A 24598-nucleotide genomic window follows, 5' to 3' on the forward strand; every position below is an offset into this window, starting at 1 on the left:
GACGACCGCGTCCGCGCCGGACACCGGGCCCACCGGCCAGTCCGGCGCCGGGGACGACGCGGCCGATTCGGCCGAGGCCGAGGACGAGGCCGAGGACGCGGAGGAGTTCTCGACCCGGCAGGAGCACGGCGAGAAGACCTCGCCCGCGCCCATGGCGAGTTCCATGGCGAGTCCCACGGCGTCCCCGCTGCGCTCTCCGCTGGGCCGCGCGTTCACCGGCTCGGCCGCCCGTCACCGGGTGACCGTGACGGCCGTGCCCACCGGCCCGCGCACCGACCTGACGGTGCGCATCGAAGGAGCCCGGGTGGGCACCGAGTCCAGGCTCGTCATCATCGGCAAGGACGGCACCCGGGAGCGGACCGGGCCGTGGCGGATCAACCGGGCGACGTACGAGGACGGCGTGGTCTTCCGGCACGAGACGGGCACCGCGCTGGCGGACATCGCCGCGTTCGAGATCATCGGGGACGGCGAGCTGCTGGTGCGGATCCCGGTGACCGGGACCGGGAACTAAACCGGCGGGACCGGTGGTTGCACCGGGGGATGACGGGACTGTGGGTCGCGCTGGCCACGCTGGCGCTCGGAGCGGCGATCGGAGTGGTTCGGCTGCGCACGGACGGACGCGTGGGCGACGGCGAGCCCGGCCCCCTGCTGGGCCCCGGTGAGCTGGGCGCCGAGCTGGGGGAGCGGGCCACGCTCGTGCAGTTCTCCACCGCCTTCTGCCAGCCGTGCCGGGCCACGCGGCGGGTGCTCGCCGACGTGAGCGCCCTGGTGCCGGGCGTGGCGCACGTGGAGATCGACGCCGAGTCCAGGCTCGACCTCGTACGGCGGCTCGACGTGATGCGGACGCCGACCGTGTTCGTGCTCGACGCCCGCGGGGCCGTGGTGCGCAGGGCGTCCGGGCAGCCCACGAAGGCCGCCGTGCTGCACTCGCTCGCCCAGGTCGTGTCTCGGGATTCGTCTCACAAGCCGGACGACATGTGACAGATGTCGAGACGCCGAGTAGTCTTCTCGGCATGAACCCATCGACGGAGCTGCTGACGAAGCGGCGCGCGGTTGATTTCTGCCGCGTCGCGACCGCGCTCTGTCGCGCTGCCTGAGGACGGTCTCGCGCGGGCTTGCGGCCCGCCCCCTTTCCGAATCCTTCAGGAGCATCCCACGATGCGTGCCGACCCCAGGGCGCTGCGCTTCGGCGCGGCCATCACCACGTTGATCCTCGTCCTCGTCCTGGTGACGGGCAGCGCTTGGCTGCTTGCCGCCCAGGCCGTGGTGTTCGCGTTCGGCATCGCGGGCAGATCACCGTACGGGATGCTTTTCCAGGCGCTCGTGACGAGCGCTCCGAAGGAGACCGAAGACTCCCGCCCGCCGCGTTTCGCGCAGGGGGTGGGGCTCGTCTTCGCGGTCGTGGGGGTGGCCGGGTTCGCCGTGGGGATCACGCCGCTGGCCCTCGGGGCCACGGCCGCGGCCCTCCTCGCCGCCTTCCTCAACGCAGCCTTCGGATTCTGCCTTGGCTGCGACATGTATCTGCTGATTCGCCGTATATTGCCCGCCGCCAACATGGAGGTACCACAATGAGCCGCTCCGCCGTCCTGGTGGATGCCGACTGGGTCGAGGCCAACCTCGACACCCCGGGTGTCGTCTTCGTCGAGGTCGACGAAGACACCAGCGCCTACGACAAGGGCCACATCCGTGGCGCAGTGAAGATCGACTGGAGGCAGGACCTGCAGGACCCGGTCCGCCGCGACTTCGTGGACAAGACCGGTTTCGAGGCTCTGCTCTCCGACCGGGGCATCTCCAACGACGACACCGTCGTCCTCTACGGTGGCAACAACAACTGGTTCGCGGCCTACGCCTACTGGTATTTCAAGCTTTACGGCCACGACAACGTCAAGCTCCTCGACGGCGGCCGCAAGAAGTGGGAGCTGGAGTCCCGCGAGCTGGTCAAGGACGTCCCCGAGCGGGCCAAGACCCAGTACGTCGTCAACAAGGAGAACACCGCGATCCGCGCCTTCCGCGACGACGTGGTGGCCGCGATCGGCAAGCTCAACCTGGTGGACGTCCGCTCGCCCGACGAGTTCACCGGCAAGCTGCTCGCCCCCGCCCACCTGCCGCAGGAGTCGGCGCAGCGCGGCGGCCACGTGCCCACGGCCCGCAACATCCCGTGGTCCAAGGCGGCCAACGACGACGGCACCTTCAAGTCCGACGACGAACTGCGCGCCCTCTACGGCGAGGCCGGCGTCGACTTCGGCAAGGACACCATCGCCTACTGCCGCATCGGCGAGCGTTCCGCCCACACCTGGTTCGTCCTGCACGAGCTGCTCGACCAGGAGAACGTGAAGAACTACGACGGTTCGTGGACCGAGTACGGCTCGCTCGTGGGCGTGCCGATCGAGCTGGGGGAGGCCCGATGACCGCGCAGGGTTGCGGAGCGCCGGAGCAGACCATCGCGCTGCCGGCCGGGATCGATCTGTCCAACCAGGCCGTGATCCAGGGCAGGGTCACCGGCGCGGGCACCGCCTACGCGCGGCTGCTCGACCACACCGGCGAGTTCACCGGCGAGGTCGTGGTGTCGGACGAGGGAGTCTTCCGCTTCTTCGCCGGTCCCGGCGACTGGACCGTACGCATCATCGCGGGCGGCGGCGTCACCCGCGACGTCCGGGTGCAGGCCCGGCTCGGCGAGGTGGCCGAGCTCGCGATCGCCGTCTGACGCACACGCGACGGGGGCCCGCGTCCTTTGAGGGACGCGGGCCCTTCGCGTGCCTGTCGGGATGCGGCTGCGGCCGGTGAGGGCGGGCCGCTACGATTCCACCGATGTCCGGAACGTCTGGTGTGATGGCACCGAACCGGCCCGGCCCCGCATCGGGTCAGCGACTGCCGTCGCCTTTCTCGTTGCCCCTGCACACCGTGCGGGTGGCCGGGAAGTGCGCGCTGCCCCTGATCCTCTGGTTCGCCGCCGGCGAGCTGGCCCGTTACGCGCTGCTGTACGCGGGCACCGAAGTCGCCTACGGCGAGTGGCGGCAGGTCCGCCTCGTCGCCGTGATGACGCTGCTCACCCTGGTGGTGCTGGCGGCCATGACGGTCACCACCGGCATGCTGCACAGCCTGCGCGGCGCCCTCTGGGAGATACGCGCCCGAGCCGCCGAAGGAGTTTCGGACGAGCGGTTCTTCCGCACGCTCGACCGGATGGCTCCCGCGTTCGCCGTCCTCTACCTCGCCTGGGGCTTCCACGCCGAGGACGCGCGCGACTTCCAGCAGATGGACCTGCTGCACCACTTCTACGAGATGACCGAAGCCCAATGGTTCGGCGAGGAGACCGACGTCGGCGCGAGCCTCGCCGACCTCGACTGGCGGGTGTCGCTGGGCGCGATGGCGGTCATGTTCCTGCTGAAGACGCTCTTCGCCAAGCTGGTGGAGAAGGGCAAGGGCCGCTTCTACGGGTTCGCCGCCGCCTTCTCCGAGTTCGGCTTCGTCTTCTACGGGCTGAACGCGACCGTCGCCTTCGCCGACGCCCGCGCCGAATGGACCGACAGCCGCGCGGTCGTGGTCGGCACCAAGCAGGCGCTGGACAACGCCAAGGAGACGGTCCCGGCCTGGGAGGCGTTCACCGAGGCGTTCGGCGCCTTCTGGCCGCTGTTCCTGGACGCCGTGGCCATCCCGCTGGCCTGGCTCACCGTGGCCATGCTCGTCTTCGGCGCCTTCTCCGACGACAGGCGCACCCTGGTCAAGGGCACCCGCCTGGAGAAGGGCGTGGACCGGCTGGAGAGCAGCCACGACCTCACCCGCAAGTCGTTCGACCACGTCACCAGCGGCTTCACAGACCGCTGGTTGCCACTGGCCAACTCCCTGCGCATGATCATCAGGGGTGGCGCGCCGCTGTTCGGCATGATGTGCCTGTGCTACGTGGCCATCGAGGTGGGCTCCCGCTACGCCGACCGCGCCGTCCGCACCCTCATCGGCTCCGAGGCCGAATGGACCTGGATGTACGTCGGCGTGCCGGTCGGCTTCGTCCGCGACCTCCTGGTGACCGCCCTGACCATGGCGCTCCTGGCCGCCACCTTCGACCTCGCCGCCACCCGCGCCCGCCTGCGCGGCCGGCCGCTCAACGCCTCCTGAACGTCAACCGGACCAGATTGTCGATCCTGACCGCCTCCGAGTCCTTCTTGAAGTAGTCCTCGCTGGGGGTGTCGGAGCGGTACGAGCTCGGCCTGAACGAGAGCTCGACCTCGTCCTTCACCGCGGTCGGCACCACGGCCAGCCCCTGGATCCGATACTCCTCGCCCACCTTCAACCGGTCGTTCGGCCGGTCGCCCGGCGACAGCTCCACCACCCACGTCCGGCCCGCCCGGTCGGCCAGCTCCGGCTCCTCGGGCAGACCCGTCATGGTCGCGCTGCCCTCGTCCAGGACCTTCTGCCTGATGTCGATCGCGAGCCAGGTGACGTCGGGGCCATGCCTGTTGTCCTGCGGCGGATCCGTGACGGCCACGTCGGCCTTCCACTCGGTGTCGTAGACCTCGTACGAGCCGCCGGCCGGGACCGTCACCTCCTTCGGGTACAGCCCTCGGGTGATGACGGACTCGTGGAACCGGTAACCGTCGAACCCGTCCGCGGCGACGGCGAGCAACGACACCACCACGGCGGCCACGGCGACCAGCACCGTCCGCTTCCTCCGCGCGCCCTTCCCCGGCCCGGCCTCCGCCGCGCCCGTCCCTCTCGCCCCCGGCTCGGCCCGCCCGACCGCATCGGTACGCCCGCCGCCCGCGGCCACCCCACCGACTCCCACCACCGCACCGTGCCCGGTGGCGGTCCCTTCGGTCATCGCGCGGTGCCCGGCGGTTCCGTCGGTCCTCGGGCCGTGCCCGGTGCCGTGCCCGGCGGTTCCCGGCTCCGGGCCTCCTCCAGCTGCTCCGCCGGGCCCCGCTGTTCCGCTCATTCCCGTGGCCCCGGCCACATCGCCGGTTCCGGTGACGGTTCCGGCGGCGTCGGCTGGGCCACCGGGGCCGGTCGCCCCCATGACGCTGCCGGGTCCGGTGGCACCCATGGCGCCACCCGGTCCCGTGGCCCCTGCTTCGGCAGGTCCTGCCGCCGCACCGGCGCCGGGGGCGCCGGGATCGGCTCCCGGTGCGGCCGTCCTCGGGGCGGGTGCGGCAGCGCCGGTTCCCGAGGTGGGCTCCGCGTCTCCCAGGAACGGCCTGCCGCTCTCCCGGGTCCCGCTGGGAGGCAAGGGCAGGCTGGTTCGTACGACCGGGATGGGTTGCGTGGAGCCCATCGCCTCGCGACGCGGCACAGGCGGCCACACCTGCTGGTCAGGCGGAAAATCACGTCCTCGGACAGGCGGCATCATGGGCGGCCTGCTCCGCCCGCCGAAAGCACCCCGCCCACGCGTCGGCGCACCCGGCACTCCCTGCCCGCCTGGATCACTCCGCTCGCCGGGAGCGCCTCGCCCGTACGCCGGTCCGCCCGGGGCGCGCTGTCCACCCGGGGCCTGCCCGTGCGGATGGTCACTTTCCGGGCCGGCCGCCCATCCCGGATGGCCCGGTTGCGGCTGTCCCGATCGCGGGTGGTCAGGTCGCGCTTGGTGTCCAGGCCGGTTTGTCCGCCGCTCCGGGTACGCGGCTTGTTGCCCGGGGTGTGACGGCTGCCCAGGATCGGTTTGTTGCGGGAGGTGCGGGGCCTGGCCGGGCGTGACTCGCTCGCCGGGTGTGCTGTGCTCCCCGGGGTACGTCGGCTGACCGGGCGTGCTGTGCCCCCCGAAGGACGCGGGCCGGCCGGGGATTGCTTGGCCCCCGGGGTACGCGGGCTGGCCGGGGTCGGTGGCCGGGGTCGCGCGCCGATGGTGGGGCGGCTGTCCGGCTGGTCGGCTTCCGCCCGGCGGTGGCGCGCCCGGATCGTGAGCAGCGCCGGGTTCGTAGGGCAGGTCTGACCTGTATGCCGTGCCCGGTCCGTACGCCGCGCCGGGTTCGTACGCCGCATCTGGCCCGTACGCCGCATCTGGCCCGTACGCCGCGTCTGACCTGTACGCGGTGCCCGGGTCGTACGTGCCGCCGGGCTCGGCTGGGGTGTTCGGGTCGTCGGAGGGCGGGTGGGCGGTGTCGGGGTCCTCGGGGCGCCGGTGGCTCTTCTTGGGCGCGAACCAGTCGCGGTCGTTGCTGCTCATCGGATTTCCTTCGCTGGGACCCCGGTCGTCACCCTGGGGGAAAGCGAACCTGCCGCGGGACGGGAAGCGGGCGGAGGCGACGGGGGGCCCGATCCGCGGGGTGCCGCCTGCCGGCGTGGGGAGGAGGTCACCGTCGGGTCACTTCGCGTCGGTGGAGTGGACGTCCGGGGCCGAGTCGGCGAGTTTGCGCGCCGCCGCGGCGTCCACCGCGAGGTCGATCTCGGCTTCCGGCTGGTAGGGCTCGACCAGCGCCGTCGGCGGCAGGCCGACGACCACGCGGGCGCCGGGGAGCGCGGAGGCGGGCACCTCGAAGAAGTAGGGGCCGCGGGCCCAGATGTCGGGCTGCACCCACTTGCTGGTGATGGATAGGGAGCTGTCGACCCGGTCGGTGGCGGAGAACTTCCTGCCGTCGGCGGTCAGCAGCACGGCCGGCCCGAGTTTGTACGGCTGAAGCTTGGACTTGGCGGAGACGTCGACGATGAGGAACAGGTGGTCGGTCTTGACGGTGTCGGAGCGGTGCTGGACGGCCTTGGCGGCGGTCACCGAGTTGACCCGGACGACGAAGCGGGTGGCGTCGATGTCCTTGCCCAGGTCGCCGGTGTAGGTCAGCGGGGCGGTGTACTCGTTGTGGCTGAGGTCCATGGCCTGCAGGCCGATAGCGGCGCCCACGAGGACGAGTCCGACGGCGGCGTTGAGCAGCCGCGACTCGCCGGCCCTGCGCGGCGGCCGGGCGCGGCGGCCGGGGGCGTCGGGGCGTCGCGCGGTGGCGGTCATGGCGGGTCTCCGGCCTTGACGGGGAGCGTCACCTGGGCCTGGACGGTCGGCACGTAGCTCTCTCCGGCGGCTTCGCTGATCAGCTGCCATCTGACGGTCTCGTCCTGGAAGCCGGGGGCGTACTCGAAGGACGCCACGTCCAGCGTGATCTTGTCGGGTGGCTGCTCGCCGGGGTCGAGCCGGTAGCGGACGATGACCTTGGTCTTGAGGCCGGGGTGGAGCTGGTTCGTCTGCTCGTCACCGGCCAGGGCGAAGGCGAACGGCCCCTTGTCCTTCTTGATCGCCGGCGAGATCCTGACGAGGGAGTTGGCGAAGGAGTGACCGAACCCGGCCTCCTCGGGCTTGGCGGGCGGCAGGCCGACGCTCACGGTCTCCTCGCCGAGGTTGGTGACGTCGAAGACCATCTCCACGAACCGCTTGTCCTCCTCGAAGGACAGCTCGGCCTTCTCGACGTTCACCCGCGCCTCGACGAAGGCGGTGGAGTAGAGGCCCTGATCGAGCACCGCGCCCTGGCCGAGCGGCTCGGGCCGGGCCTCGGCCTCCTCCAGCCCGCCGAGCAGCGTGATGATCCCGACGACGGTCACGATCAGCAGACTGGCGACGGGCACCGCGACCGGACGCCGGGGGGTGCCGCGGCCGTCGTGGGGTTCCGTCATGGCTAGTGATGGTAATAGGTGAGCCTTGTCCCACCCACCCCAATACGCCCATCGGGCTGGCGGAATTGCCGAGAACCCTGCCGCAGCAGGGGTTGTAGCTCATACGCTGTCACGGAGTGAAGGGGAACAGGGCCCTGCTAACGACATAGCGCAGCCGGAGGGGGTCACGTGGCGGACGTGCATCCCGATCACGCGCAGCTCCAGGCCGATCGCATCTACCTGGGCTGGCAGTACATCCTGCCGCACCCCGATCCCGGCCCGCCGCCGAAACGGCCGTCCCCCGCCGAGGAGTCGCAGGTCGCCGAGCGGGACGAGCAGGAGCGGGCCGCGCTCCTGCGCCGCGAGCGGCTCCAGGAGGACATGCTCAACCGGCCGGTGCGGCTGGTGCGCATGTTCATGCTCGTGCTGGCCGGGCTGATCGTCGTGTCGGCCGTGGCCGGCTATCTCGCCTGGCAGTTCGCGCTGCTCGGCGTGCTCGCCGCCGGCGGCGTCGCCGGCATCTGCGCGTACGCGCTCGTCCAGGGCGACCGGGCGGTCCGCTACCGCGTGTCGGAGCAGCAGGCGAGGAACGACCGCCAGCGCCAGGAACGGGACAGGGAGCTGTTCCAGGCGCAGGAGGAGCACGCCCAGCGCTACCGCGAGTGGCAGGAGGAGAAGGAGCGCTTCGACCGCCAGCTCACCTGGTACGCGGTCGCGGTGCCCGACGAGATCGACCGGATCGACGTGGCGGGCGGCACGCTGCCCGGCTGGTCGGCGCTGATCACGCTGGTCGGCGCGACCCGCCTCTACAGCGGCGGCCACCTGACCGTGCTCGACCTGTCGGAGGGGGCGATCGCCAAGGACCTGATCGAGCTGGCCCGCAAGGGCGGCGACGACCCGCTGGTGTGGGTGCTGCCGGTCGACCTGCCCCGGCTCGACCTGGGGGCGACGCTCAAGCCGGAGGCGTTCGCCGACGTACTCGCGCACGTGGTGAGCGTGAGCGAGGAGCACCGCACCACCCGCGACCTCAGCTTCGACAACGCGATCCTGGAGCGGGTGCTGGAGGTGCTCGGCGAGAACGCCACGATCAGTCAGGTGACGGCCGCGCTGCGGGCCCTGGCGCAGGTCGGCGACCCACGCGAGGACCTGCGGTTCGGCCTCATCACCGCAACCCAGCTGGAGCGCATCGGCACCCTGTTCGGGCGCGGGGTGAGCGACCGGGTGGTGATCGAGCGGGCCTGGGCGCTGGAGTCGCAGCTGCGCAAGCTGGAGACGCTCGGCACGCAGGCCGTCCGGCTGCCGCCCGCGCGGCTGCGGGTGGTCAGCATGGACCGGCAGGCCGGGGTGTTCGGCAACCGGGTGCTCGGCACGTACGTGGCGACCGCGCTCACCCACATCCTGCGCCAGTCGCCCGCCGCCGACCGGCCGTGGTACCACACGATCATCGTGGCGGGCGCCGACAAGCTCCGCGGCGACGTGCTCGACCGGCTCATGGACGCCTGCGAGACGTCCCGTACCGGGCTGGTGCTGACCTACCGCTCGCTCACCCCGACCGTCCGCGAGCGGCTCGGCCGGGGACACGCGGCGGTCGCGTTCATGCGGCTGGGCAACGCCGAGGACGCCCGGGTGGCCAGCGAGCACGTCGGCACCGAGCACCGGCTGGAGCTGGCTCAGCTCACCGAGACGATCAGCGACTCGCTGCCGCGGCTGGACGGCGGCTACACCTCCACCATCGAGCAGCTCGACGACACCGCCGAGCGGCCCGACGAGAGCGGCGCGGACCTGGCCGAGGACATCACCGAGTCGACCGAGTGGGGCCGCACCGCCGACAAGATCTCGGAGAAGGAGCGGGTGCTGCAGCGCTCGCGCGAGTTCCTCGTCGAGCCGCACCAGCTCCAGCAGCTCCCCACCACGTCGGTGATCGTCACCGACGCCACCGCGCACGGACGGCGGGTCCGGCTGGCCGACGCCAACCCGGCCATCCTGACCTTCCCCAAGACGACGCTGGCCGAGCTGGAGGACGTCCCCGAAACCCCGCTCGCGCAGCCCCACGAGAACGGCAGGCCCGACCCCCCGCCGAACCTCGGACCACCGCCCCCGCGCCTCGACTGGCGCAAGGACAGGCAATGACAGGCAAGGAAATGGTCAAAGCCCACGTGGTGCGCTGGCTTTCGGCGGGAGTTTACTGACAACCGTCTGTGGGGGGATGAGATGCAGCCCAGTGTGTCGCTCAGCGGGCCGTGGTACCGGATCCAGTCGATCGCGGCGCCCTCACGCAGCTCGTCGGCCGAATGGGACTTCGTCACCGTGCTGCCCGCCGCGCTGTCGGCGGCGGCGCGCGGCAGGCCGTTCGTCATCGGCTGGCTCTCACGCGGCTCCGGCGCGCCGCTGGAGCTCATCACGAACGCCGGGCCGCTCTCCCCGCCCCGGCAGCCGCGCCGCGCGCCCGAGACGCCCGACCGGCCCGCCGGACCGCAGCCGCTGCTCTTCCCCGGCGGCGCGCGCGGTGTCGAGCTCGACGACGGCTACCTGGCCGACCTGGCGGACCTCGTCTGGACGCCGTGCCCCGGCCGCCAGGCGCCCCCGCTCGGCGGGCGCAGGGAGCCCGACGCCGACGAGCTGAAGCGGCCGACGCTGTTCGAGGCGACGCTCGTCACGCTCATGTCGCGGCCGTTCGCGTGGCTGGTCGTGGCCGAGCCGACCGACCTGCTGGACGCGGAGGTGGCGCACCTGCGCACCCAGCTCAACGTGCTGCGGCAGTACGGCGACGCGTCCGAGCGGTCCAGGTTCGACGCCGAGCGGGCCGAACGGCGCATGCAGGAGCTCGACGCCTTCCGCGAGGCCGGGCTCTGGAACGTGCGCGTGCTGGCCGGCGCCGCCAACCCCGACGAACTGCGGCAGATCGCGCCCGTCCTGGTCGGGTCGGTGGAGATGAGCCATCATCCGTACCGGCTGCGCAGCGCGCACGGCGTGGTGCACCCGCTGCCGGAGGCGCTGGAGCTGACCATGCAGGACCCGGGCGACGGCGCGGCGGCCCCGTTCGCGGCCACGGCGGGCACGCTGGCGGCGCTGGCCGGCCTGCCCAGGCGCGAGGTGCCGGGTGTGCGGGTGCTCGACGCCGGGTTCTTCGACGTGACCTCCGAGGCCGGCGAGGGCGAGCTGGAGCTGGGCGAGATCCTCGACGGCCAGGACCGGCCGGTCGGCTCGTTCCGGGTGCCGCTGGCCACGCTCAACCGGCACGCGTTCGTCACCGGCGCCACCGGCTCCGGCAAGTCGCAGACCGTCAGGCACCTGCTGGAGCAGCTCAGCCAGGCCCGCATCCCGTGGCTGGCCATCGAGGCGGCCAAGTCCGAGTACGCCGCCATGGCCGGCCGGATCGAGCCGGCGCAGGTCACGGTGATCAACCCGTCGGCGCCGGAGGGCGTGCCGTTCAGCGTGAACCCGCTGGAGCCCGAGCCCGGCTACCCGGTGCAGGCGCACATCGACATGATCAGGGCGCTGTTCATGGCGGCGTTCGACGCCGAGGAGCCGTTCCCGCAGATCATGTCGCTGGCGTTGCAGCGCGTGTACGAGGCCACAGGCTGGGACGTGGTCACCGGAGGCGCGGTGCCCGGGTCGAAGGTGCCGCCCAGCGTGCCGACCCTGGAGCAGCTCCAGCAGCACGCGATGGACGTCATCCAGGAGATCGGCTACGGCCGCGAGGTGCAGGCCGACGTGGAGGGGTTCATCTCGCTGCGGCTGCGCTCGCTGCGGGTCGGCTCGGCGGGCCGGTTCTTCGAGGGCGGGCACCCGGCCGACATCGGCGGGCTGCTGCGCCGCAACGTGGTGCTGGCGATCGAGGACGTGGCCAACGACGAGGACAAGGCGTTCCTCATGGGCACGCTGATCATCCGGATCGTGGAGCACCTGCGGATGCGCGCCCGCCAGGAGAAGAGCACCGGCCTGCGGCACGTCATCGTCATCGAGGAGGCGCACCGGCTGCTGCGCGACCGCGGCACCGGCCGGGCCGCCACGCACGCGGTGGAGCTGCTGGCCGGCATGCTCGCCGAGATCAGGGCGTACGGCGAGGGCATCGTGGTGGCCGAGCAGATCCCCACCAAGCTCGTCGCCGACGTGGTCAAGAACACCGCGCTCAAGGTCGTGCACCGGCTGCCCGCCGAGGACGACCGGCAGCTCGTCGGCGCGGCCATGAACCTGAGCGAGGAGCAGTCCCGCCAGGTCGTCTCGCTGCCGCCCGGCGACGCGGCCGTGTTCGCCGACGGGATGGACCGGCCGCTGCGGGTCCGCGTGCCGCTCGGCGAGTCGCGGGAGAAGCCGCTGGCCGGCCCGCCGCCGCCGATCAGGGGCCGCCGCTCCGCCGCCTGCGGCGCGCCGTGCCGCACCGGCCAGGCGTGCACGCTGGTGGAGCTGCGCGAGGCCGACGTGCTCGCCGACGCCCCCGACTGGGCCTGGCTGCGCATCTGGTGCGACACGGTCGTGCTCGCCTTCGTGACCGGCCGGTCGCTGCCCGGCGTGCCGCGCGCCCTGGCCGCCGCCTGGGGCGAGCTGCCGGCCCGGCGCGCCGAGTGCCTGCTCGCCACGCTGGTCGAGCGTTCGGTGCGGCGGCGCGCCTGGGCGCTGCGCAGCTGGTTCGACCCGGCGCTGCTCACCGAGAAGGCCGCCGCGGCCGCCACCCGCCTGCTCGGCGGCCAGGGAGGCGGCGAGCGCCCCGACGCGTCGTGGGTGCTCCCGCAGGTGCGCTGGCTGCACGAGGTCGACAGGCTCTTCCCGTACGGGCGGCCCGCGCCGGACCTGCGCACCCCGGCCCCGCCGCTGGAGTACGCGATCTTCCAGCAGAACGGCGACCACCCCGCGCCGCAGGGCGAGCTGCTCGGCCACCGGGCCAAGGCGCTGCGCCGCCACCCGCTGTCGATGGAGATGGACCACAACAGGGAGCTGGCCTGGCGGGTCATCCTCGGCGACGACGAGCTGGAGAGCGTCCGGCGCGACGTCGACGCGGTGGCACTCGGCGTCGAGCCGCAGGCCAGGCTCCGGCACGTCGGCCAGACCATGGGCGCCGGCTGGCTGGAGGGGGTGCTGGCGTGGCCGCACCGGTTCGTGCTGCCGTTCGGCCACGACGACGCGCCGGCGATCTCGTTCGCCGAGCCTCACCTGGCCGAACAGGCGCGGTGATCTCCGGTAAGCGGTGTGGCACGGCCGATCACGACTAGGATTTGTCAGCATGACCCAGCTTCCACTGCGGGCTCAGCTCGCGAGCGCCCTGGGCCGCAGTGCCGCCACGCTGTCCAGGATGACCGGGCGCGGCGACGGCTCGGTGATCGGCGGGCGGGTCGGCCTGATGCTCGAGCCCGACCTGCTCCGCCAGCTTGCCCGTGACCGCAAGCTGGCCCTGGTCAGCGCGACCAACGGCAAGACCACCACCACGCGGCTGATCACCTCCGCCCTGCTGGACCTGGGGGAGGTGGCCACCAACGCGTTCGGCGCCAATATGCCCGCCGGCCACGTCTCCGCCCTCTCCGAGCACAAGCACGCCCCCTACGGGGTGCTGGAGGTCGACGAGAAGTACCTGCCCGAGGTGCTCGACACCACCGGCGCCGGCGTCGTGTGCCTGATGAACCTCAGCCGCGACCAGATGGACCGCGCCGCCGAGATCTGGCTGCTGGCGCAGAAGTGGCGCAAGGCGCTGTCCGGCAAGCCCACCCACGTCATCGCCAACTGCGACGACCCACTGGTCACCTGGGGCGCCTCCACGGCGGCCAAGGTCACCTGGGTCGCCGGCGGGCAGCGCTGGAAGGAGGACTCCTGGAGCTGCCCCGAGTGCGGCGGGCCGCTGGAGCGCAAGGGCGTCCACTGGGCGTGCCGCGAGTGCACCTTCCACCGGCCCGAGCCGCAGTGGGTGCTCGACGACGACGCGGTGATCGACCCGCGCGGCCAGCGCTGGCTGATCGACATCCAGCTCCCCGGCCTGGCCAACCGGTCCAACGCGGCGATGGCGCTGGCCGTCGCCGACGCGTTCGGGCTGCCGGTGGAGCGGGCGCTGCCCCGGCTGCGCGAGGTGACGTCGGTCGCCGGCCGCTACACGACGGTCGAGCGTGACGGCCGCCACGCCCGGCTGCTGCTGGCCAAGAACCCCGCGGGCTGGCTGGAGGCGTTCGACGTCTCCGACCCGCACCTGCCGATCATCCTGTCGGTCAACGCGCAGGGTCCCGACGGCCGCGACACCTCCTGGCTGTGGGACGTCGACTACCGCATCCTGCGCGGCCGGCCCGTCTTCGTGACCGGCGAGCGCCGCCTCGACCTGGCGCTCCGGCTGGAGGTGGCCGACGTGCCGTTCGCGCTGTGCGCGTCGTTCGCGGAGGCGCTGGCCATGCAGCCACCCGGCCGCGTCGACGTGATCGCCAACTACACCGCCTTCCAGCAGATCCGATCGGAGTTCGGCCGTGCCGTCTGACAGCGCCCTGAGCATCGTCTGGATCTACCCCGACCTGCTGAGCACCTACGGCGACCAGGGCAACGCCCTCGTCCTGGAGCATCGCGCCCAGCGTCGCGGCATCCGGACCGAGACCGTCCACGTCCGCTCCTCCGACCCGGTGCCGGAGACCGGCGACGTCTACCTCATCGGCGGCGGCGAGGACCGGCCGCAGATCCTCGCGGCCGAGCGGCTGCGCCGCGACGGCGGACTGCAGCGGGCGGTCGCCCGGGGCGCCTCGCTGCTCGCCGTCTGCGCCGGCTACCAGATCATGGGCAGCACGTTCGGCGGCGAGGAGGGCCAGCCGGTCGACGGCATCGGCCTGCTCGACCTGTCCAGCGCCCGGGGCCCCGCGCGGGCCGTGGGCGAGCTGGTCGCCGAGGTGGACGCCGCGCTCGGCCTGCCGACGCTGACCGGGTTCGAGAACCACATGGGCGTCACCCGCCTCGGCCCCGGCGTCAAGCCGCTGTCCAAGGTGGTCAAGGGCGTCGGCAACGGCGACGGCTTCGAGGGCTGCTACGCCGGTCACGTCGTCGGCACCTACCTCCACGGCCCCGCCCTGGCCCGCAACCCGGCGCTGGCCGACCTGCTGCTGTCGTGGCGGGTGGGCGAGCTGGGCCCGCTCGACGACACCCGCTACGAGCAGCTCCGGCAGGAGCGGTTCAGCGCCGTGATGGCTCAATAGCCGTGATGGCTCAGTAGCCGTGATGGGCTCAGTAGCCGTGTCTCAGTAGACGAGCGCCTGCGCGCCCTCGGCCGTCACCTCCTCGACGAACGTGGGCGCCCCGGCGATGCGCACGCCCTCGATCACGTCGTCGACCGTGATCTCGCGCCGGGCCGCGCACTGCGTGCAGAGCGTCAGCCGGCCGCCGGCCAGCACCGCTTCGAGCAGGTCGGCGAGCGGCACCGCGTGCGGCAGCGCGAAGTCCTTGGCCCGGCCGGGGAGCGCGAACCACGAGGACTCCCCGGTCAGCCAGAGCGAGACCGGAACCCCGCTCGCGAGCGCCGCGGCCGCGACCGTGAACGCCTGGTTGCACCGTTCGGGGTCGTCGGCCCCCGCCGTCACCTTGATCACCAGTGATCGTGCCATGCCCGCCACCCTAGAACGTCACCGGCCCGTCCCGCGCCACTAGGGTGGCGCCTATGGAAGAACCACAGGTGCATCCCGACCTGGAGCCGATCGCCTTCCTGCTCGGACGGTGGGAGGGCGCGGGCGTCGGCGGCTATCCGACGATCGAGAGCTTCAACTTCGGTCAGGAGATCGAGTTCGGCCACAACGGCAAGCCCTTCCTGACGTACGTGAGCCGCACCTGGCTGCTCGACCAGGACGGCAACCCGGTCAGGCCGCTGGCCACCGAGTCGGGCTACTGGCGGGCGCTGCCCGAGCGGCAGCTGGAGGTGGTGCTGGCGCATCCGACCGGCATCGTGGAGATCTACGTGGGCGAGGTCGTCTTCCACAAGATCGACCTGCGGACCGACGTGGTGGCGCGCACGGTCTCAGCCAAGGACTACAGCGCGGGCCGCCGGCTCTACGGGCTGGTCAACGGCAACCTGATGTGGGCCTACGACATGGCCGCGGTCGGGCAGCCGCTCACGTCGCACATGTCGGCGGAGCTCAAGAAGGTCGGCTGAACATGAGAAAGGGCCCCGGGCGGCGCTCCGCTCGCCAGGAGCGGGCCGGATGGACCAAAGGCGGCGACCTGCGGTCGCGCCCTCCGGCTGCCAGGGGCCCCGGTGGTTGCCTCGTATTCGCGTACGACTGCGAGACAACAGCCCGCGTCTCAGCGGACAACCACCTCGCTGGTCCGACTATGACTACCCATTGTGTGGACCACCTCCTTTCCGCGTACTCATGAAGCTATGCGCTCGGCCGCGAACAGGGCAAGCGATTAAAGCGGGCCTTAGACTCGTTGACATGACGGAGACGCAGTGGCATGAGGAGCTTCGCGCCAAGGGTTACCGGGTCACTCCGCAGCGCCAGCTCGTCCTGGAGGCGGTCAAGGAGCTGGAGCACGCCACGCCCGAGGAGATCTGCGGCAAGGTCCGCGAGACGGCTCGCGGGGTCAACATCTCCACCGTCTACCGGACGCTCGAACTCCTCGAAGAGCTCGGCATGGTGACCCACACCCACCTGGGTCACGGCGCGCCCACCTACCATCTGGCGGCCGAGGCCGACCACGTCCACCTGGTGTGCCGGGGCTGCGGCCAGGTCATCGAGGTCCGGCCCGAGCTGGCCGACGGGCTGGTGCGGGGGCTCGACGACGAGCTGGGGTTCGCCGCCGACATCCACCACCTGACCGTCTTCGGCCGCTGCCGGGAGTGCAGATAGCCTGTGAGGCATGCGTAGCCCACTGCTGGATCTGCGGGGAGCCGTCGCCGCCGACGCTCCCGACGCCGACGTCGCGGCTCATTACGGCGACCTGTTCGCCGAGCAGCGCGCGCTGGTCAAGGGTGAGGCGGTCGTCGACCGCGGCAACCGCGAGGTGGTCCGCGTCACCGGAGCCGACCGGCTGACCTGGCTCAACGACCTGACCTCGCAGAAGCTCGACACCCTCCGGCCGGGCGAGTGGACGCAGACGCTCGTCCTCGACCCGCAGGGCCGCGTGGAGCACCACCTGACACTGGTCGACGACGGCGAGACCGTGCTGGCCCACGTCGAGCCCGGCGCCGCCGACGCCCTGATCGGCTATCTCGACCGGATGCGGTTCATGCTCAGGGTCGAGGTGACGCGGGCCGACGACCTCGCGGTGCTGTCCACGGCCGACGGCGACGTGTTCGTGCCGCGCGCCGAGCTCAGCGAGCATCTGGGCAGGCCGCTCGCGGGCCTGTGGGCGTACGAGGCGCTGCGCATCGCGGCGCACCGGCCCCGGCTGGGGCTGGAGACCGACCACAAGACGATCCCGCACGAAGTGGGCTGGATCGGCCCGGCCGTCCACCTCGCCAAGGGCTGCTACCGCGGGCAGGAGACGGTCGCCCGCGTCCACAACCTAGGCCACCCGCCGCGCCGGCTGGTCTTCCTGCACCTCGACGGGAGCGTCGACACGCTTCCCCCGCACGGCGCTCCGGTCATCTTCGAGAGCCAGGAGGTGGGCTTCGTCGGCTCGGCGGCCCGCCACTACGAGCTGGGGCCGATCGCGCTGGCCCTGATCAAGCGGACGGTCCCGGTCGACGCCCAACTGCTGGCCGGCGGCGTGGCGGCCGCTCAGGAGGTCGTGGTCCCGCCCGACGCGGGGCGCAACGTCAGCATCGACCCCGCGCTGCGGCGGCGCGTCCGGTAGTCCCGGCGCCTGCCGCCGGCCCTCAACCCGGCCGAGCCCGGCCGCCGGACGCGAAGCCGGCGGAGCGGGCTGCCGGGAACGGCCGGGAGTGGCGGGGGAGCGGCCGGGGGTGTGAGCTAGACGTCCAGGATCAGCGTGATCGGGCCGTCGTTGACCAGCGACACCTTCATGTCGGCGCCGAAGCTGCCCGTCTCGACGTGCGCGCCCAGCCCGCGCAGCTCCTCGACCACCGCGTCGACCAGCGGCTCGGCGACGGGGCCCGGCGCGGCGGCCTGCCAGGTGGGGCGACGGCCCTTGCGGGCGTCGCCGTAGAGGGTGAACTGGCTGATCACCAGGAGCGGCGCCGACACGTCGGAGCAGGACTTCTCGCCGTGCAGGACGCGCAGGCCCCACAGCTTGGCGGCCAGCTTGACCGCCTGGGACCGGGTGTCGGTGTGGGTGACGCCCACCAGGACGAGGAGGCCGGGCTCGTCGATCGCGCCGACCGTCCGGCCGTCGACGGCCACGGAAGCGGAACTCACCCGCTGGACGACTGCTCGCATGGGATCCCATTCTGGCCCAGCCGCAGGACCTCCGTAGACTCGGGGCGAAAGGAGTGCTGATGGCGCTGGTCGTGGAGGTCGTCCGGTCCGGGTTCGTGGAGTCCAGGCACGAGGCGCGCATGCTCGCCCTCGACGCCGTGGGCAGCCCGGTCGAGGTGCACGGCGCGGTCCACGTGCCGGCCTCGCCCCGTTCGGCGATGAAGCCGCTGCAGGTGCTGGCCATGCTCCGCAACGGTCTCGACCTGACCGGTGAGCCGCTGGCGCTGGCCTGCGCCTCCCACTCGGGCGAGCCCTACCACGTCGAAGGGGTCAGGAAGATCCTGGCCGGGGCGGGGCTCGACGAGGCGGCGCTGCGCTGCCCCGAGGACTACCCGGAGGACCGGCGGGTGACCGAGCGCGGCCGCGTCCACATGAACTGCTCCGGCAAGCACGCCGCCATGCTCGCCACCTGCGTAGCGAACGGCTGGCCCACCGCCTCCTACCTGGAGGTGACCCACCCGTTGCAGCGCGCGGTCCGCGCCGCCGTGGAGGAGCTGACCGGGGAGCGGATCGCCGCCTCCGGGGTCGACGGGTGCGGGGCGCCGCTGTTCTTCGTCTCGATGCTGGGCGTGGCCAGGGCGTTCCGGTCGCTTGCGCTGGGCGCGGGCGACAGCCTGGAGCGCGCGGTGTTCGACACCATGCGCGCCCACCCCGAGTGGACGTCCGGCACCGACCGGCACGAGGCCGCGCTCATGCGGGCGCTGCCGGGCCTGATGGTGAAGGCGGGCGCGGAGGGCTTCCAGGCGTTCGCGTTCGAGGACGGCCGGGTCGGCGTCATCAAGGTCGAGGACGGCTCCGGCCGGGCCCGCACCCCGCTCACCGTGGCCGCGCTGCGCTCGCTCGGCCTCACCTCGCCGGCGCTGGACGCGCTCGCCGTCCACCACGTGACGGGCGGCGGCGAACCGGTGGGCGAGCTGCGGGTGCGCACCGTCCAGCGCTGACCCGGGTCAGAACGTGCGGAACTGCCGGGTGGCGGAGATGGCGCCCGAGGTGGTCGTGGTGAACGTGCGCATCGAGCCGGCGAACTTGGACAGGTCCCACTCCGCCGGGCCGTGATACCAGTAGAGGTTGTCGGCCTGGTGGCCGTTGCCGGTCACCGAGGCGACCAGCCGCGACCAGTGCTCCACCCCGTCGAAGATCACCGCGTACGGGAGATAGCGGGAGAACAGTTCGACCCGGTCCTTCTCCGGCACGTTGCCCAGGTCGGCGGAGAAGAGGAACTCGCGGAAGCCCAGCGTGTGCGCCAGCGCCGCGGCCCCCTTGGCGGTCTTGGCCGGCATGTACTGGCCGCCGACGGCCAGCGCGCCACCCGCGATGATGACGGCCAGCCCGAGCAGGCCGTAGGAGGTGAACCAGGCGAGCGCGGCCGTGGCCAGCACGCCGGCGACCATGAGCGCGATCCCGATCGTGGTCCACCGGGTCCGCTCGGCGTCGGGGCGGCGGGCGAACCAGCCCTGCCGGACCACGTCGGCGTAGAGGGCGTCGCGGACCTCGCCCAGATGGGCGGCGAACGAGCCGGACAGCTGCGACAGCAGCACCGCGTCCCGGCCGTCGAAGATGGCGTCGTGGAGCGCCTGCTCGTACGGCAGCAGCGTGTTGGCGGGCGCGTGCGGCAGCCGCACCAGCAGCCAGTCGGGCGCGTCGTAGGTCTGCCTCGGCTGCTCGTCGATCCGCAGGTAGCCGCGCACGGCCAGGTCGACGATGGTGGCGGTCACGTCGATCACGTCGGCCTGCTCGTCGACGAGCGTGCCGATCTGGCCGGGACGGACGCCGTCGGGCGGGGAGAAGTGACCGTTCTGCACGGGGTTGACCGCACCCTGCTCGTGGCCGATGACCCGGGCGTCGCGGCCCCGCGTCCAGTAGAGCAGCCCGACGCCGCCGAGGAGCAGCAGCAGCAGGGCCGCCAGCGCGCCGCCGGTCACCGGGTTCAGCGCGAAGGCGTTGGCCAGCGAGAAGCGCTCGTCGAGGATCGGCCGCCCGCCGCTCGCGCCCTCGGGGAAGCCCACCACGACGGTGAGCGCCTGGCCGGGCGCCAGGCCCTGCTGTTCGAACTCGGCCCGGGTCCCGGTGTGGTCCATCGCGGCCGTGGTGCAGCCGATCGCGGAGGTGAGCTCACCGGCGAAGCACGACAGGTTCTGCACCTGGCCGGGACCGGTGACCACGACGGCGGCCCGGTCGACGGAGACGTTCCAGCCGCCCACCGCGAACCAGCGCAGCTCCTCCACCTTGCCGGTGGGGGTGACGGCGCCCTTCACGTCGTACTCGACGGTCGCCGGCGTGGTGACGGTCAGCACGCCGTCGGCGTAGGCGCCGCCCTTGACGTTCGTGATCTCGTACAGGCGGTCGTGGGTGTCGTCGTGACGGGTACGGGTCACCAGCGTCCGCTTCAGCTCACCCGAGCCGCCGGTGATCTTCTCGGCCACGTGGAGCGTGCCGTCCTTGCCCAGGGTCATGGTCACCTCGGCGGTGATCCCGGCGTTCGCCGCCAGGGCCGGCGCGGCGGTCAGCGCCAGGGCGGTCGTCACCAGTGCGGCGAGCACGAGCCTGATACCGGTCATGGCCGGTCATCGTATCGGGTCCGTCCGACGCATCCGCAAATGTCGGGTTTGCCGGGCAACGATCAGTCGGAGATCGCGATGCGCAGTCGCCGGAAGCCGCGGCCCTTGCTCTCCACCTTGGTCACCTTGATGCGGCCGATCTGCTTGGTGGAGGCGACGTGGGTGCCGCCGTCGGCCTGGGTGTCGAGGCCGACGATGTCGACGACGCGCACGTCCCGCACCTCCGGCGGCACCAGGTTGGTCGCGGTGCGGATGATGTCGGGGATCGCGAACGCCTCCTCCCGCGGCAGCACCCGCACGTCGATGCGGCGGTCGGCGAGGACCTCGGCGTTGCAGGCGTCCTCCACGGCCTCCTTGAAACCGGGCGGCACCTCGGGCAGGTTGAAGTCCATCCGCGCCGTCAGCGGCTCCATGTTGCCGCCGGTGACCGGGCAGCGGAAGTCGCGGAACACCACCCCGCACAGCACGTGCAGACCGGAGTGGGTGCGCATCAGCGCGGAGCGGCGCTCGTCCTCGACGGCGGCGCGCACGACCGTGCCCACCGGCGGGACCGGGTCGCCCTCGGCCGGGATCAGGTAGAGGTCGTCGCCCTTGCGCACGCCGACGACACGGGTCTCGACCCCCTGCCATATGAGCACGCCGTGGTCGGCGGGCTGGCCGCCGCCGCCGGGGTAGAAGGCCGACCTGTTCACCACGATGCCGTCGGGCGTCGCGTCGAGCACCACGGCCTCGAAGTCACGCAGGCTCTGGTCGGAGAGTTCGAGGCGCTCGGTGCGCCCGTGCAGATCGGTGGTCATGACCCGGAGCCTAGATCAGGCGGCACGTCACCAGGGGCCGTACGGGCCGCCGCCCCGGCCCATGCCCTTCACCGCGGGCTTGACGTCCACGATGTAGATCGTGGCGGCGATCACCGCGGCGATGGAGAACAGCCCCAGGCCGATCCCCATGAACTGAGCGCCGCCGACCAGCATGAAGGTGGTCACGTAGGCCCAGGCGCCCGCCGCGGAGAACAGCGTGGCCAGGATCAGGATGATCAGCCAGATGTTCTTCTGCAGCTTGCCCGCCGAGACGAACGCGGCGGCGGGCACCCGGAGCGCGTGCACCAGGGCGTATCCCGCCATGCCCAGAACGATCAGGGACAGCACCGAGAAGAGGAGGTTGAAGACCAGGTTGACGAATTGCATGTGTTGGCTCCCGCCCAATGCCGCGATGAGTCGGCTTCAGCCTAATGGCCGCCCGCGCTCCCCGGGCACCGGAAACGTCGCTACGGTCGGGTACCGATGCCGGGAACGCGGAAGCCCGCCTCCATGCGGAGGCGGGCTCGCGCGGAAGGTCAGGCCTTGGCCTTGGCGGCGCGGGGCTTCTTGGCGGTCTTGGCGGGCGCGGTGGTGGCGGCGGCGGCCGGCTCGGCGGCCTCCGACATCTCCTCCAGCTCCAGGGCGGCCTCGCCGCTGGTCTTGCTGACGACCTTGCGGCCGCGGACCGTGAACTCCTCGTAGAGCTCGACGGCCCGGTGGCCGAGCTGGTCGGCGTACTCGCGGGCCTTCTCGGGCAGCTCCTTGGCGATGCCCTCGGCCTTGCCCGCGTACTCGCGGGCCCACTCCGGCAGCTCCTTGCTCAGCTCGGCGCGGCGCGACTGCAGCTTCTGCAGCTGCTCGGGCAGCTCGCGCAGCTTCTCGACGGCGTAGTCGCCGGCCCCCGCGACCGCGTAGAACGGCTTGGTGTCGGTGAGTTTCCTGACTTCGGTGGCGAGCGTCATGATGGGTTAACCTTCCTTCGTTTCCTGGCTGGCGGGGCCGCCGCCGTTTCTCGCCGCGTAGGGCTCAAGTGCGGCGAGGAGCTCAGGCGGCAGCGGCTGTTCGTCGTCCGGTGCGGAGGCCGTCCGGGGGTGGGCGTTCTGGGAGGTCTGCCCGCCCTCGGCCGGTCCTTCCTTGCGGAACGACTCGTAGATATCGATCAGCACCTGGCGTTGCCGCTCGGTGATGTTCGGGTCTTCTCTGATGGCCGTGATGACGTCGCTGGGAGGCTCGTGATCCTCGATGAGGCCGGCCTGGACGTAGAGCACCTGCGAGGAGATGCGCAGACCCTTGGCTATCTGGTTGAGGATCTCCGCGCTCGGTTTGCGCAGGCCGCGCTCGATCTGACTCAGGTAGGGATTGGACACCCCCGCCGCGGCAGCCAGCTGGCGCAGCGAGATCTTCGCCTGCTGCCGCTGCTCGCGGATGTATTCGCCGATCGAGCCGACTTTCGGAAGTGCCATACCTCGATTATGCGGCCCGCTGCTTGCAATTGCAAACGCGGCGGTTAACACCTGCAAGCATCAGAGCTGGATAATCCACAGGAACGGCGTGGATGTGACCAAGCTCACGGACAGCGCGATGATGCCCGCCCTGGTCCTGCGCGGCAGCTCCGGCGCGGGCTTGATCAGCCGGTCGACCCTGGCCATGACGTTGCTGGCGTGCAGGCCCAGCATCCCGCTCGGGGCCGGCATGGCGCCCGCGGTGCCGAACCGCAGCAGGGCCGTGGCCAGCCGCCGGGGCGAGCAGTAGCGGCGCGCCCGGTCGTCGGCGGCCATCTCGATGAGCAGCTCCACCTGCTCCTGCGCCTCGCACACGACCTTGGACCAGGGCAGCGCCCGGCGCAGCGCGGCGAACGGCAGCAGCACCAGATCGTGCCGCTCACGTACGTGGGCCGCCTCGTGCGCGAGCACCGCGGCCAGCTCGTCGCGCGACCACAGCCGCAGCGCGCCCTCGCTCACCACCACCTGCGAGCGCAGCCCCGGCACGCAGTACGCCGCCGCGCCCGGATGGTCGAGCACCCGCACCCCCGGCACGCCGGGATCGTCACGGGAGATCAGCGCCAGGAGCGTGCGGTGGCGCCTGCGGGCGCGCAGCGCGTGCACCCCTGCCGCGATCAGGACCACGACCAGCACGGTCAGCGCGGTGAGCCCGGCGATCATGGCCAGCACGTGCAGCGGGTCCCACGCCTGCAGCGGCGCCTCGCCCCGGGCGAAGGCGACCAGACCGGGCAGCACGCCGATCCCGTAGGGCTGCACGCCGAAGGCGAGCATGGCCCCGGTGGTGGCCAGCCCCCACGCCACGCCGAGCGACTGCCACAGGATGATGGCCGGCCGGGGTGCGCGGGAGGTCCAGCGAGCGGTGGTGAGACGCCAGGAGCCGATCGCGCACGCTGCGGCGAGCGCGGCCAGCACCGCTGCCGTGATCACTAATCCTCCAGCTCCGTGAGGGCTCTGCGCAGGATCTCCGCCTCGTCTCCGGACACGGCCTTGGCGAAGCGGGTCAGGGCGGCGGAACGGTCGCCCGTCATGTCGAGAGCACCAAGCATAAGCTCGGCGATGTAGCTGTCACGGCTTTCCGCGGGTTCGTAGCGCCAGGCGCGCCCGTCACGGGTCCGCCTCAGGAAGCCTTTGCGGGTGAGACGGTCGAGAACGGTCATGACCGTGGTCGGCGCCAGGTCGCGGTCGGCGATGAGGCGGCCGACCTCGCGGGCGGTCAGCGCGGCCTTCTCCGCCCACAGGATGTCCATGATGCTGCGTTCGAGCTCGCCAAGACCCTTCACACTCTTCAGCGTAGTACTACACATCGTCGAGCAGCTATCCAGGAGGTTGGTGAGATGGATATCACGCTGGTGCGGGGAGATATCACCCGGCAGCGAGTTGACGCGATCGTGAACGCCGCGAACTCCTCGCTCATGGGCGGCGGCGGGGTGGACGGGGCGATCCACCGCCACGGCGGACCGGAGATCATCGAGGAGTGCCGCAAGCTGCGCGCCTCACGCTACGGGTCCGGCCTGCCGACCGGCCAGGCCGTCGCCACCACCGCCGGCCGGCTTCCCGCCCGCTGGGTCATCCACACCGTCGGCCCGGTCCACTCGCCGTTCGAGGACCGGTCGGAGCTGCTGGCCTCGTGCTACCGGGAGTCACTGCGGGTGGCGGAGTCGCTGGGCGCCGAGACGGTGGCGTTCCCGGCGATCGGCACGGGCATCTTCGGCTGGCCGCTGCCCGAGGGCGCCCGCGTCGCCGTCGAGGCGGTCCGCGGGTGGGCGGCCGAGGCTTCCCCGTCGCTGGTGGAGGTGCGGTTCGTGCTGTTCGACGCGGGCGCGTACGGCGTCTTCGAAGCGGCGCTGTGAGAC

The 24598-nt window shown here is 72.1% G+C and carries 28 protein-coding genes; 16 read left to right on the forward strand and 12 right to left on the reverse strand.

Features of this window, described 5'->3' with window-relative positions:
* The 7 genes from OUY22_RS11470 to OUY22_RS11495 all read left to right on the forward strand — a co-directional run.
* Positions 1 to 511 (forward strand): hypothetical protein (locus OUY22_RS11470; RefSeq protein ID WP_270154850.1); only part of this gene is annotated, 511 nt, incomplete at its 5' end.
* 29 nt (positions 512 to 540) lie between these two features.
* A complete protein-coding gene (locus OUY22_RS11475; RefSeq protein ID WP_270154851.1) occupies positions 541 to 981 on the forward strand; it encodes a TlpA family protein disulfide reductase in 441 nt (146 codons plus the stop codon).
* Positions 982 to 1013: 32 nt separating this feature from the next.
* The gene (locus tag OUY22_RS36875; protein ID WP_350668905.1) at positions 1014 to 1097 is read left to right on the forward strand and encodes a putative leader peptide; all 84 of its coding nucleotides are present in this window, start codon (positions 1014 to 1016) and stop codon (positions 1095 to 1097) included.
* 61 nt (positions 1098 to 1158) lie between these two features.
* Positions 1159 to 1572 carry a DUF4395 domain-containing protein gene (locus OUY22_RS11480; protein ID WP_270154852.1) on the forward strand — a complete coding sequence of 138 codons (414 nt, stop codon included), beginning with the start codon at positions 1159 to 1161 and terminating at the stop codon, positions 1570 to 1572.
* A complete protein-coding gene (locus OUY22_RS11485) occupies positions 1569 to 2408 on the forward strand; it encodes a sulfurtransferase (RefSeq protein WP_270154853.1) in 840 nt (279 codons plus the stop codon). Before OUY22_RS11480 ends, OUY22_RS11485 begins: the two co-directional genes overlap by 4 nt.
* The gene (locus OUY22_RS11490; protein ID WP_270154854.1) at positions 2405 to 2704 is read left to right on the forward strand and encodes a DUF1416 domain-containing protein; all 300 of its coding nucleotides are present in this window, start codon (positions 2405 to 2407) and stop codon (positions 2702 to 2704) included. Before OUY22_RS11485 ends, OUY22_RS11490 begins: the two co-directional genes overlap by 4 nt.
* A gap of 182 nt (positions 2705 to 2886) precedes the next feature.
* On the forward strand, positions 2887 to 4110 hold the full coding sequence (locus OUY22_RS11495) for a hypothetical protein (protein ID WP_270154855.1): 1224 nt from the start codon (positions 2887 to 2889) through the stop codon (positions 4108 to 4110).
* Here the strand turns inward: OUY22_RS11495 and OUY22_RS11500 are convergent.
* The 3 genes from OUY22_RS11500 to OUY22_RS11510 all read right to left on the reverse strand — a co-directional run bounded on the left by OUY22_RS11500 (position 4097) and on the right by OUY22_RS11510 (position 7581).
* Entirely contained in the window at positions 4097 to 4813 is a 717-nt protein-coding gene (locus OUY22_RS11500) for a hypothetical protein (RefSeq protein WP_270154856.1), read from the reverse strand. The two genes, OUY22_RS11495 and OUY22_RS11500, sit on opposite strands and share 14 nt — an antisense overlap.
* A 1476-nt stretch (positions 4814 to 6289) precedes the next feature.
* Positions 6290 to 6925, reverse strand: coding sequence for a hypothetical protein (locus tag OUY22_RS11505; protein ID WP_270154857.1), 636 nt, complete (start codon positions 6923 to 6925; stop codon positions 6290 to 6292).
* Positions 6922 to 7581, reverse strand: coding sequence for a hypothetical protein (locus tag OUY22_RS11510; RefSeq protein ID WP_270154858.1), 660 nt, complete (start codon positions 7579 to 7581; stop codon positions 6922 to 6924). Before OUY22_RS11510 ends, OUY22_RS11505 begins: the two co-directional genes overlap by 4 nt.
* Before the next feature lie 168 nt (positions 7582 to 7749).
* On the opposite strand from OUY22_RS11510, the gene OUY22_RS11515 reads away from it, so the two are divergent.
* From OUY22_RS11515 to OUY22_RS11530, 4 genes are all read left to right on the forward strand, one after another.
* Positions 7750 to 9690 carry a hypothetical protein gene (locus OUY22_RS11515; protein ID WP_270154859.1) on the forward strand — a complete coding sequence of 647 codons (1941 nt, stop codon included), beginning with the start codon at positions 7750 to 7752 and terminating at the stop codon, positions 9688 to 9690.
* An 81-nt stretch (positions 9691 to 9771) separates the two neighbouring features.
* On the forward strand, positions 9772 to 12732 hold the full coding sequence (locus OUY22_RS11520; RefSeq protein ID WP_270154860.1) for an ATP-binding protein: 2961 nt from the start codon (positions 9772 to 9774) through the stop codon (positions 12730 to 12732).
* Between the two features lie 49 nt (positions 12733 to 12781).
* Entirely contained in the window at positions 12782 to 14011 is a 1230-nt protein-coding gene (locus OUY22_RS11525) for a MurT ligase domain-containing protein (RefSeq protein WP_270154861.1), read from the forward strand.
* On the forward strand, positions 14001 to 14714 hold the full coding sequence (locus OUY22_RS11530; RefSeq protein ID WP_270154862.1) for a type 1 glutamine amidotransferase: 714 nt from the start codon (positions 14001 to 14003) through the stop codon (positions 14712 to 14714). Before OUY22_RS11525 ends, OUY22_RS11530 begins: the two co-directional genes overlap by 11 nt.
* Before the next feature lie 42 nt (positions 14715 to 14756).
* Here OUY22_RS11530 and OUY22_RS11535 read toward each other — a convergent pair whose 3' ends face one another.
* Complete coding sequence (locus tag OUY22_RS11535) at positions 14757 to 15119, reverse strand: DsrE family protein (protein ID WP_270154863.1); 363 nt, start codon at positions 15117 to 15119, stop codon at positions 14757 to 14759.
* Positions 15120 to 15172: 53 nt separating this feature from the next.
* On the opposite strand from OUY22_RS11535, the gene OUY22_RS11540 reads away from it, so the two are divergent.
* The 3 genes from OUY22_RS11540 (at position 15173) to ygfZ (ending at position 17307) form a co-directional block, all read left to right on the forward strand.
* Positions 15173 to 15661, forward strand: a complete 489-nt coding sequence (locus OUY22_RS11540; protein ID WP_270154864.1) for an FABP family protein — start codon at positions 15173 to 15175, stop codon at positions 15659 to 15661.
* A gap of 283 nt (positions 15662 to 15944) precedes the next feature.
* Entirely contained in the window at positions 15945 to 16358 is a 414-nt protein-coding gene (locus OUY22_RS11545) for a Fur family transcriptional regulator (protein WP_270154865.1), read from the forward strand.
* Positions 16359 to 16368: 10 nt separating this feature from the next.
* Positions 16369 to 17307, forward strand: coding sequence for a CAF17-like 4Fe-4S cluster assembly/insertion protein YgfZ (gene ygfZ / locus OUY22_RS11550; RefSeq protein ID WP_270154866.1), 939 nt, complete (start codon positions 16369 to 16371; stop codon positions 17305 to 17307).
* Positions 17308 to 17423: 116 nt separating this feature from the next.
* On the opposite strand, the gene dtd is transcribed toward ygfZ, so the two are convergent.
* The gene (gene dtd, locus OUY22_RS11555) at positions 17424 to 17849 is read right to left on the reverse strand and encodes a D-aminoacyl-tRNA deacylase (RefSeq protein WP_270154867.1); all 426 of its coding nucleotides are present in this window, start codon (positions 17847 to 17849) and stop codon (positions 17424 to 17426) included.
* 59 nt (positions 17850 to 17908) lie between these two features.
* Between dtd and OUY22_RS11560 the strand changes: the two genes are divergently transcribed.
* A complete protein-coding gene (locus OUY22_RS11560; RefSeq protein WP_270154868.1) occupies positions 17909 to 18829 on the forward strand; it encodes an asparaginase in 921 nt (306 codons plus the stop codon).
* Positions 18830 to 18835: 6 nt separating this feature from the next.
* Here the strand turns inward: OUY22_RS11560 and OUY22_RS11565 are convergent, their stop codons facing one another.
* From OUY22_RS11565 to OUY22_RS11595, 7 genes are all read right to left on the reverse strand, one after another.
* The gene (locus OUY22_RS11565) at positions 18836 to 20446 is read right to left on the reverse strand and encodes a DUF2207 domain-containing protein (protein WP_270154869.1); all 1611 of its coding nucleotides are present in this window, start codon (positions 20444 to 20446) and stop codon (positions 18836 to 18838) included.
* Between the two features lie 62 nt (positions 20447 to 20508).
* The gene (locus tag OUY22_RS11570) at positions 20509 to 21243 is read right to left on the reverse strand and encodes an alanyl-tRNA editing protein (protein WP_270154870.1); all 735 of its coding nucleotides are present in this window, start codon (positions 21241 to 21243) and stop codon (positions 20509 to 20511) included.
* A 27-nt stretch (positions 21244 to 21270) separates the two neighbouring features.
* The gene (locus OUY22_RS11575; RefSeq protein WP_270154871.1) at positions 21271 to 21630 is read right to left on the reverse strand and encodes a DUF2516 family protein; all 360 of its coding nucleotides are present in this window, start codon (positions 21628 to 21630) and stop codon (positions 21271 to 21273) included.
* Between the two features lie 149 nt (positions 21631 to 21779).
* The gene (locus OUY22_RS11580) at positions 21780 to 22205 is read right to left on the reverse strand and encodes a hypothetical protein (RefSeq protein ID WP_270154872.1); all 426 of its coding nucleotides are present in this window, start codon (positions 22203 to 22205) and stop codon (positions 21780 to 21782) included.
* 6 nt (positions 22206 to 22211) lie between these two features.
* On the reverse strand, positions 22212 to 22706 hold the full coding sequence (locus OUY22_RS11585; protein WP_270154873.1) for a helix-turn-helix domain-containing protein: 495 nt from the start codon (positions 22704 to 22706) through the stop codon (positions 22212 to 22214).
* 60 nt (positions 22707 to 22766) lie between these two features.
* Entirely contained in the window at positions 22767 to 23672 is a 906-nt protein-coding gene (locus OUY22_RS11590; protein ID WP_270154874.1) for a M56 family metallopeptidase, read from the reverse strand.
* Positions 23672 to 24025: a BlaI/MecI/CopY family transcriptional regulator gene (locus tag OUY22_RS11595; protein ID WP_270154875.1), complete on the reverse strand. Its 354-nt coding sequence runs from the start codon at positions 24023 to 24025 to the stop codon at positions 23672 to 23674. The genes OUY22_RS11590 and OUY22_RS11595 overlap by 1 nt, the downstream gene beginning before the upstream one ends.
* 54 nt (positions 24026 to 24079) lie before the next feature.
* On the opposite strand from OUY22_RS11595, the gene OUY22_RS11600 reads away from it, so the two are divergent.
* Positions 24080 to 24595 carry an O-acetyl-ADP-ribose deacetylase gene (locus OUY22_RS11600; protein ID WP_270154876.1) on the forward strand — a complete coding sequence of 172 codons (516 nt, stop codon included), beginning with the start codon at positions 24080 to 24082 and terminating at the stop codon, positions 24593 to 24595.
* Positions 24596 to 24598 lie beyond the last annotated feature (3 nt).

It is taken from the genome of Nonomuraea corallina (assembly GCF_027620315.1).
GTDB classification, from domain to species: Bacteria; Actinomycetota; Actinomycetes; order Streptosporangiales; family Streptosporangiaceae; genus Nonomuraea; species Nonomuraea corallina.

What these genes read in the sequence shown, in the direction of transcription:
- OUY22_RS11475 (WP_270154851.1), top strand. Translation starts at nt 541, where the DNA reads ATGACGGGACTGTGGGTCGCGCTGGCCACGCTGGCGCTCGGAGCGGCG.
- OUY22_RS36875 (WP_350668905.1), top strand. Translation starts at nt 1,014, where the DNA reads ATGAACCCATCGACGGAGCTGCTGACGAAGCGGCGCGCGGTTGATTTC.
- OUY22_RS11480 (WP_270154852.1), top strand. Translation starts at nt 1,159, where the DNA reads ATGCGTGCCGACCCCAGGGCGCTGCGCTTCGGCGCGGCCATCACCACG.
- OUY22_RS11485 (WP_270154853.1), top strand. Translation starts at nt 1,569, where the DNA reads ATGAGCCGCTCCGCCGTCCTGGTGGATGCCGACTGGGTCGAGGCCAAC.
- OUY22_RS11490 (WP_270154854.1), top strand. Translation starts at nt 2,405, where the DNA reads ATGACCGCGCAGGGTTGCGGAGCGCCGGAGCAGACCATCGCGCTGCCG.
- OUY22_RS11500 (WP_270154856.1), bottom strand. Translation starts at nt 4,813, where the DNA reads ATGACCGAAGGGACCGCCACCGGGCACGGTGCGGTGGTGGGAGTCGGT.
- OUY22_RS11505 (WP_270154857.1), bottom strand. Translation starts at nt 6,925, where the DNA reads ATGACCGCCACCGCGCGACGCCCCGACGCCCCCGGCCGCCGCGCCCGG.
- OUY22_RS11510 (WP_270154858.1), bottom strand. Translation starts at nt 7,581, where the DNA reads ATGACGGAACCCCACGACGGCCGCGGCACCCCCCGGCGTCCGGTCGCG.
- OUY22_RS11520 (WP_270154860.1), top strand. Translation starts at nt 9,772, where the DNA reads ATGCAGCCCAGTGTGTCGCTCAGCGGGCCGTGGTACCGGATCCAGTCG.
- OUY22_RS11525 (WP_270154861.1), top strand. Translation starts at nt 12,782, where the DNA reads ATGACCCAGCTTCCACTGCGGGCTCAGCTCGCGAGCGCCCTGGGCCGC.
- OUY22_RS11535 (WP_270154863.1), bottom strand. Translation starts at nt 15,119, where the DNA reads ATGGCACGATCACTGGTGATCAAGGTGACGGCGGGGGCCGACGACCCC.
- OUY22_RS11540 (WP_270154864.1), top strand. Translation starts at nt 15,173, where the DNA reads ATGGAAGAACCACAGGTGCATCCCGACCTGGAGCCGATCGCCTTCCTG.
- OUY22_RS11545 (WP_270154865.1), top strand. Translation starts at nt 15,945, where the DNA reads ATGACGGAGACGCAGTGGCATGAGGAGCTTCGCGCCAAGGGTTACCGG.
- ygfZ (WP_270154866.1), top strand. Translation starts at nt 16,369, where the DNA reads ATGCGTAGCCCACTGCTGGATCTGCGGGGAGCCGTCGCCGCCGACGCT.
- dtd (WP_270154867.1), bottom strand. Translation starts at nt 17,849, where the DNA reads ATGCGAGCAGTCGTCCAGCGGGTGAGTTCCGCTTCCGTGGCCGTCGAC.
- OUY22_RS11560 (WP_270154868.1), top strand. Translation starts at nt 17,909, where the DNA reads ATGGCGCTGGTCGTGGAGGTCGTCCGGTCCGGGTTCGTGGAGTCCAGG.
- OUY22_RS11565 (WP_270154869.1), bottom strand. Translation starts at nt 20,446, where the DNA reads ATGACCGGTATCAGGCTCGTGCTCGCCGCACTGGTGACGACCGCCCTG.
- OUY22_RS11570 (WP_270154870.1), bottom strand. Translation starts at nt 21,243, where the DNA reads ATGACCACCGATCTGCACGGGCGCACCGAGCGCCTCGAACTCTCCGAC.
- OUY22_RS11575 (WP_270154871.1), bottom strand. Translation starts at nt 21,630, where the DNA reads ATGCAATTCGTCAACCTGGTCTTCAACCTCCTCTTCTCGGTGCTGTCC.
- OUY22_RS11580 (WP_270154872.1), bottom strand. Translation starts at nt 22,205, where the DNA reads ATGACGCTCGCCACCGAAGTCAGGAAACTCACCGACACCAAGCCGTTC.
- OUY22_RS11585 (WP_270154873.1), bottom strand. Translation starts at nt 22,706, where the DNA reads ATGGCACTTCCGAAAGTCGGCTCGATCGGCGAATACATCCGCGAGCAG.
- OUY22_RS11600 (WP_270154876.1), top strand. Translation starts at nt 24,080, where the DNA reads ATGGATATCACGCTGGTGCGGGGAGATATCACCCGGCAGCGAGTTGAC.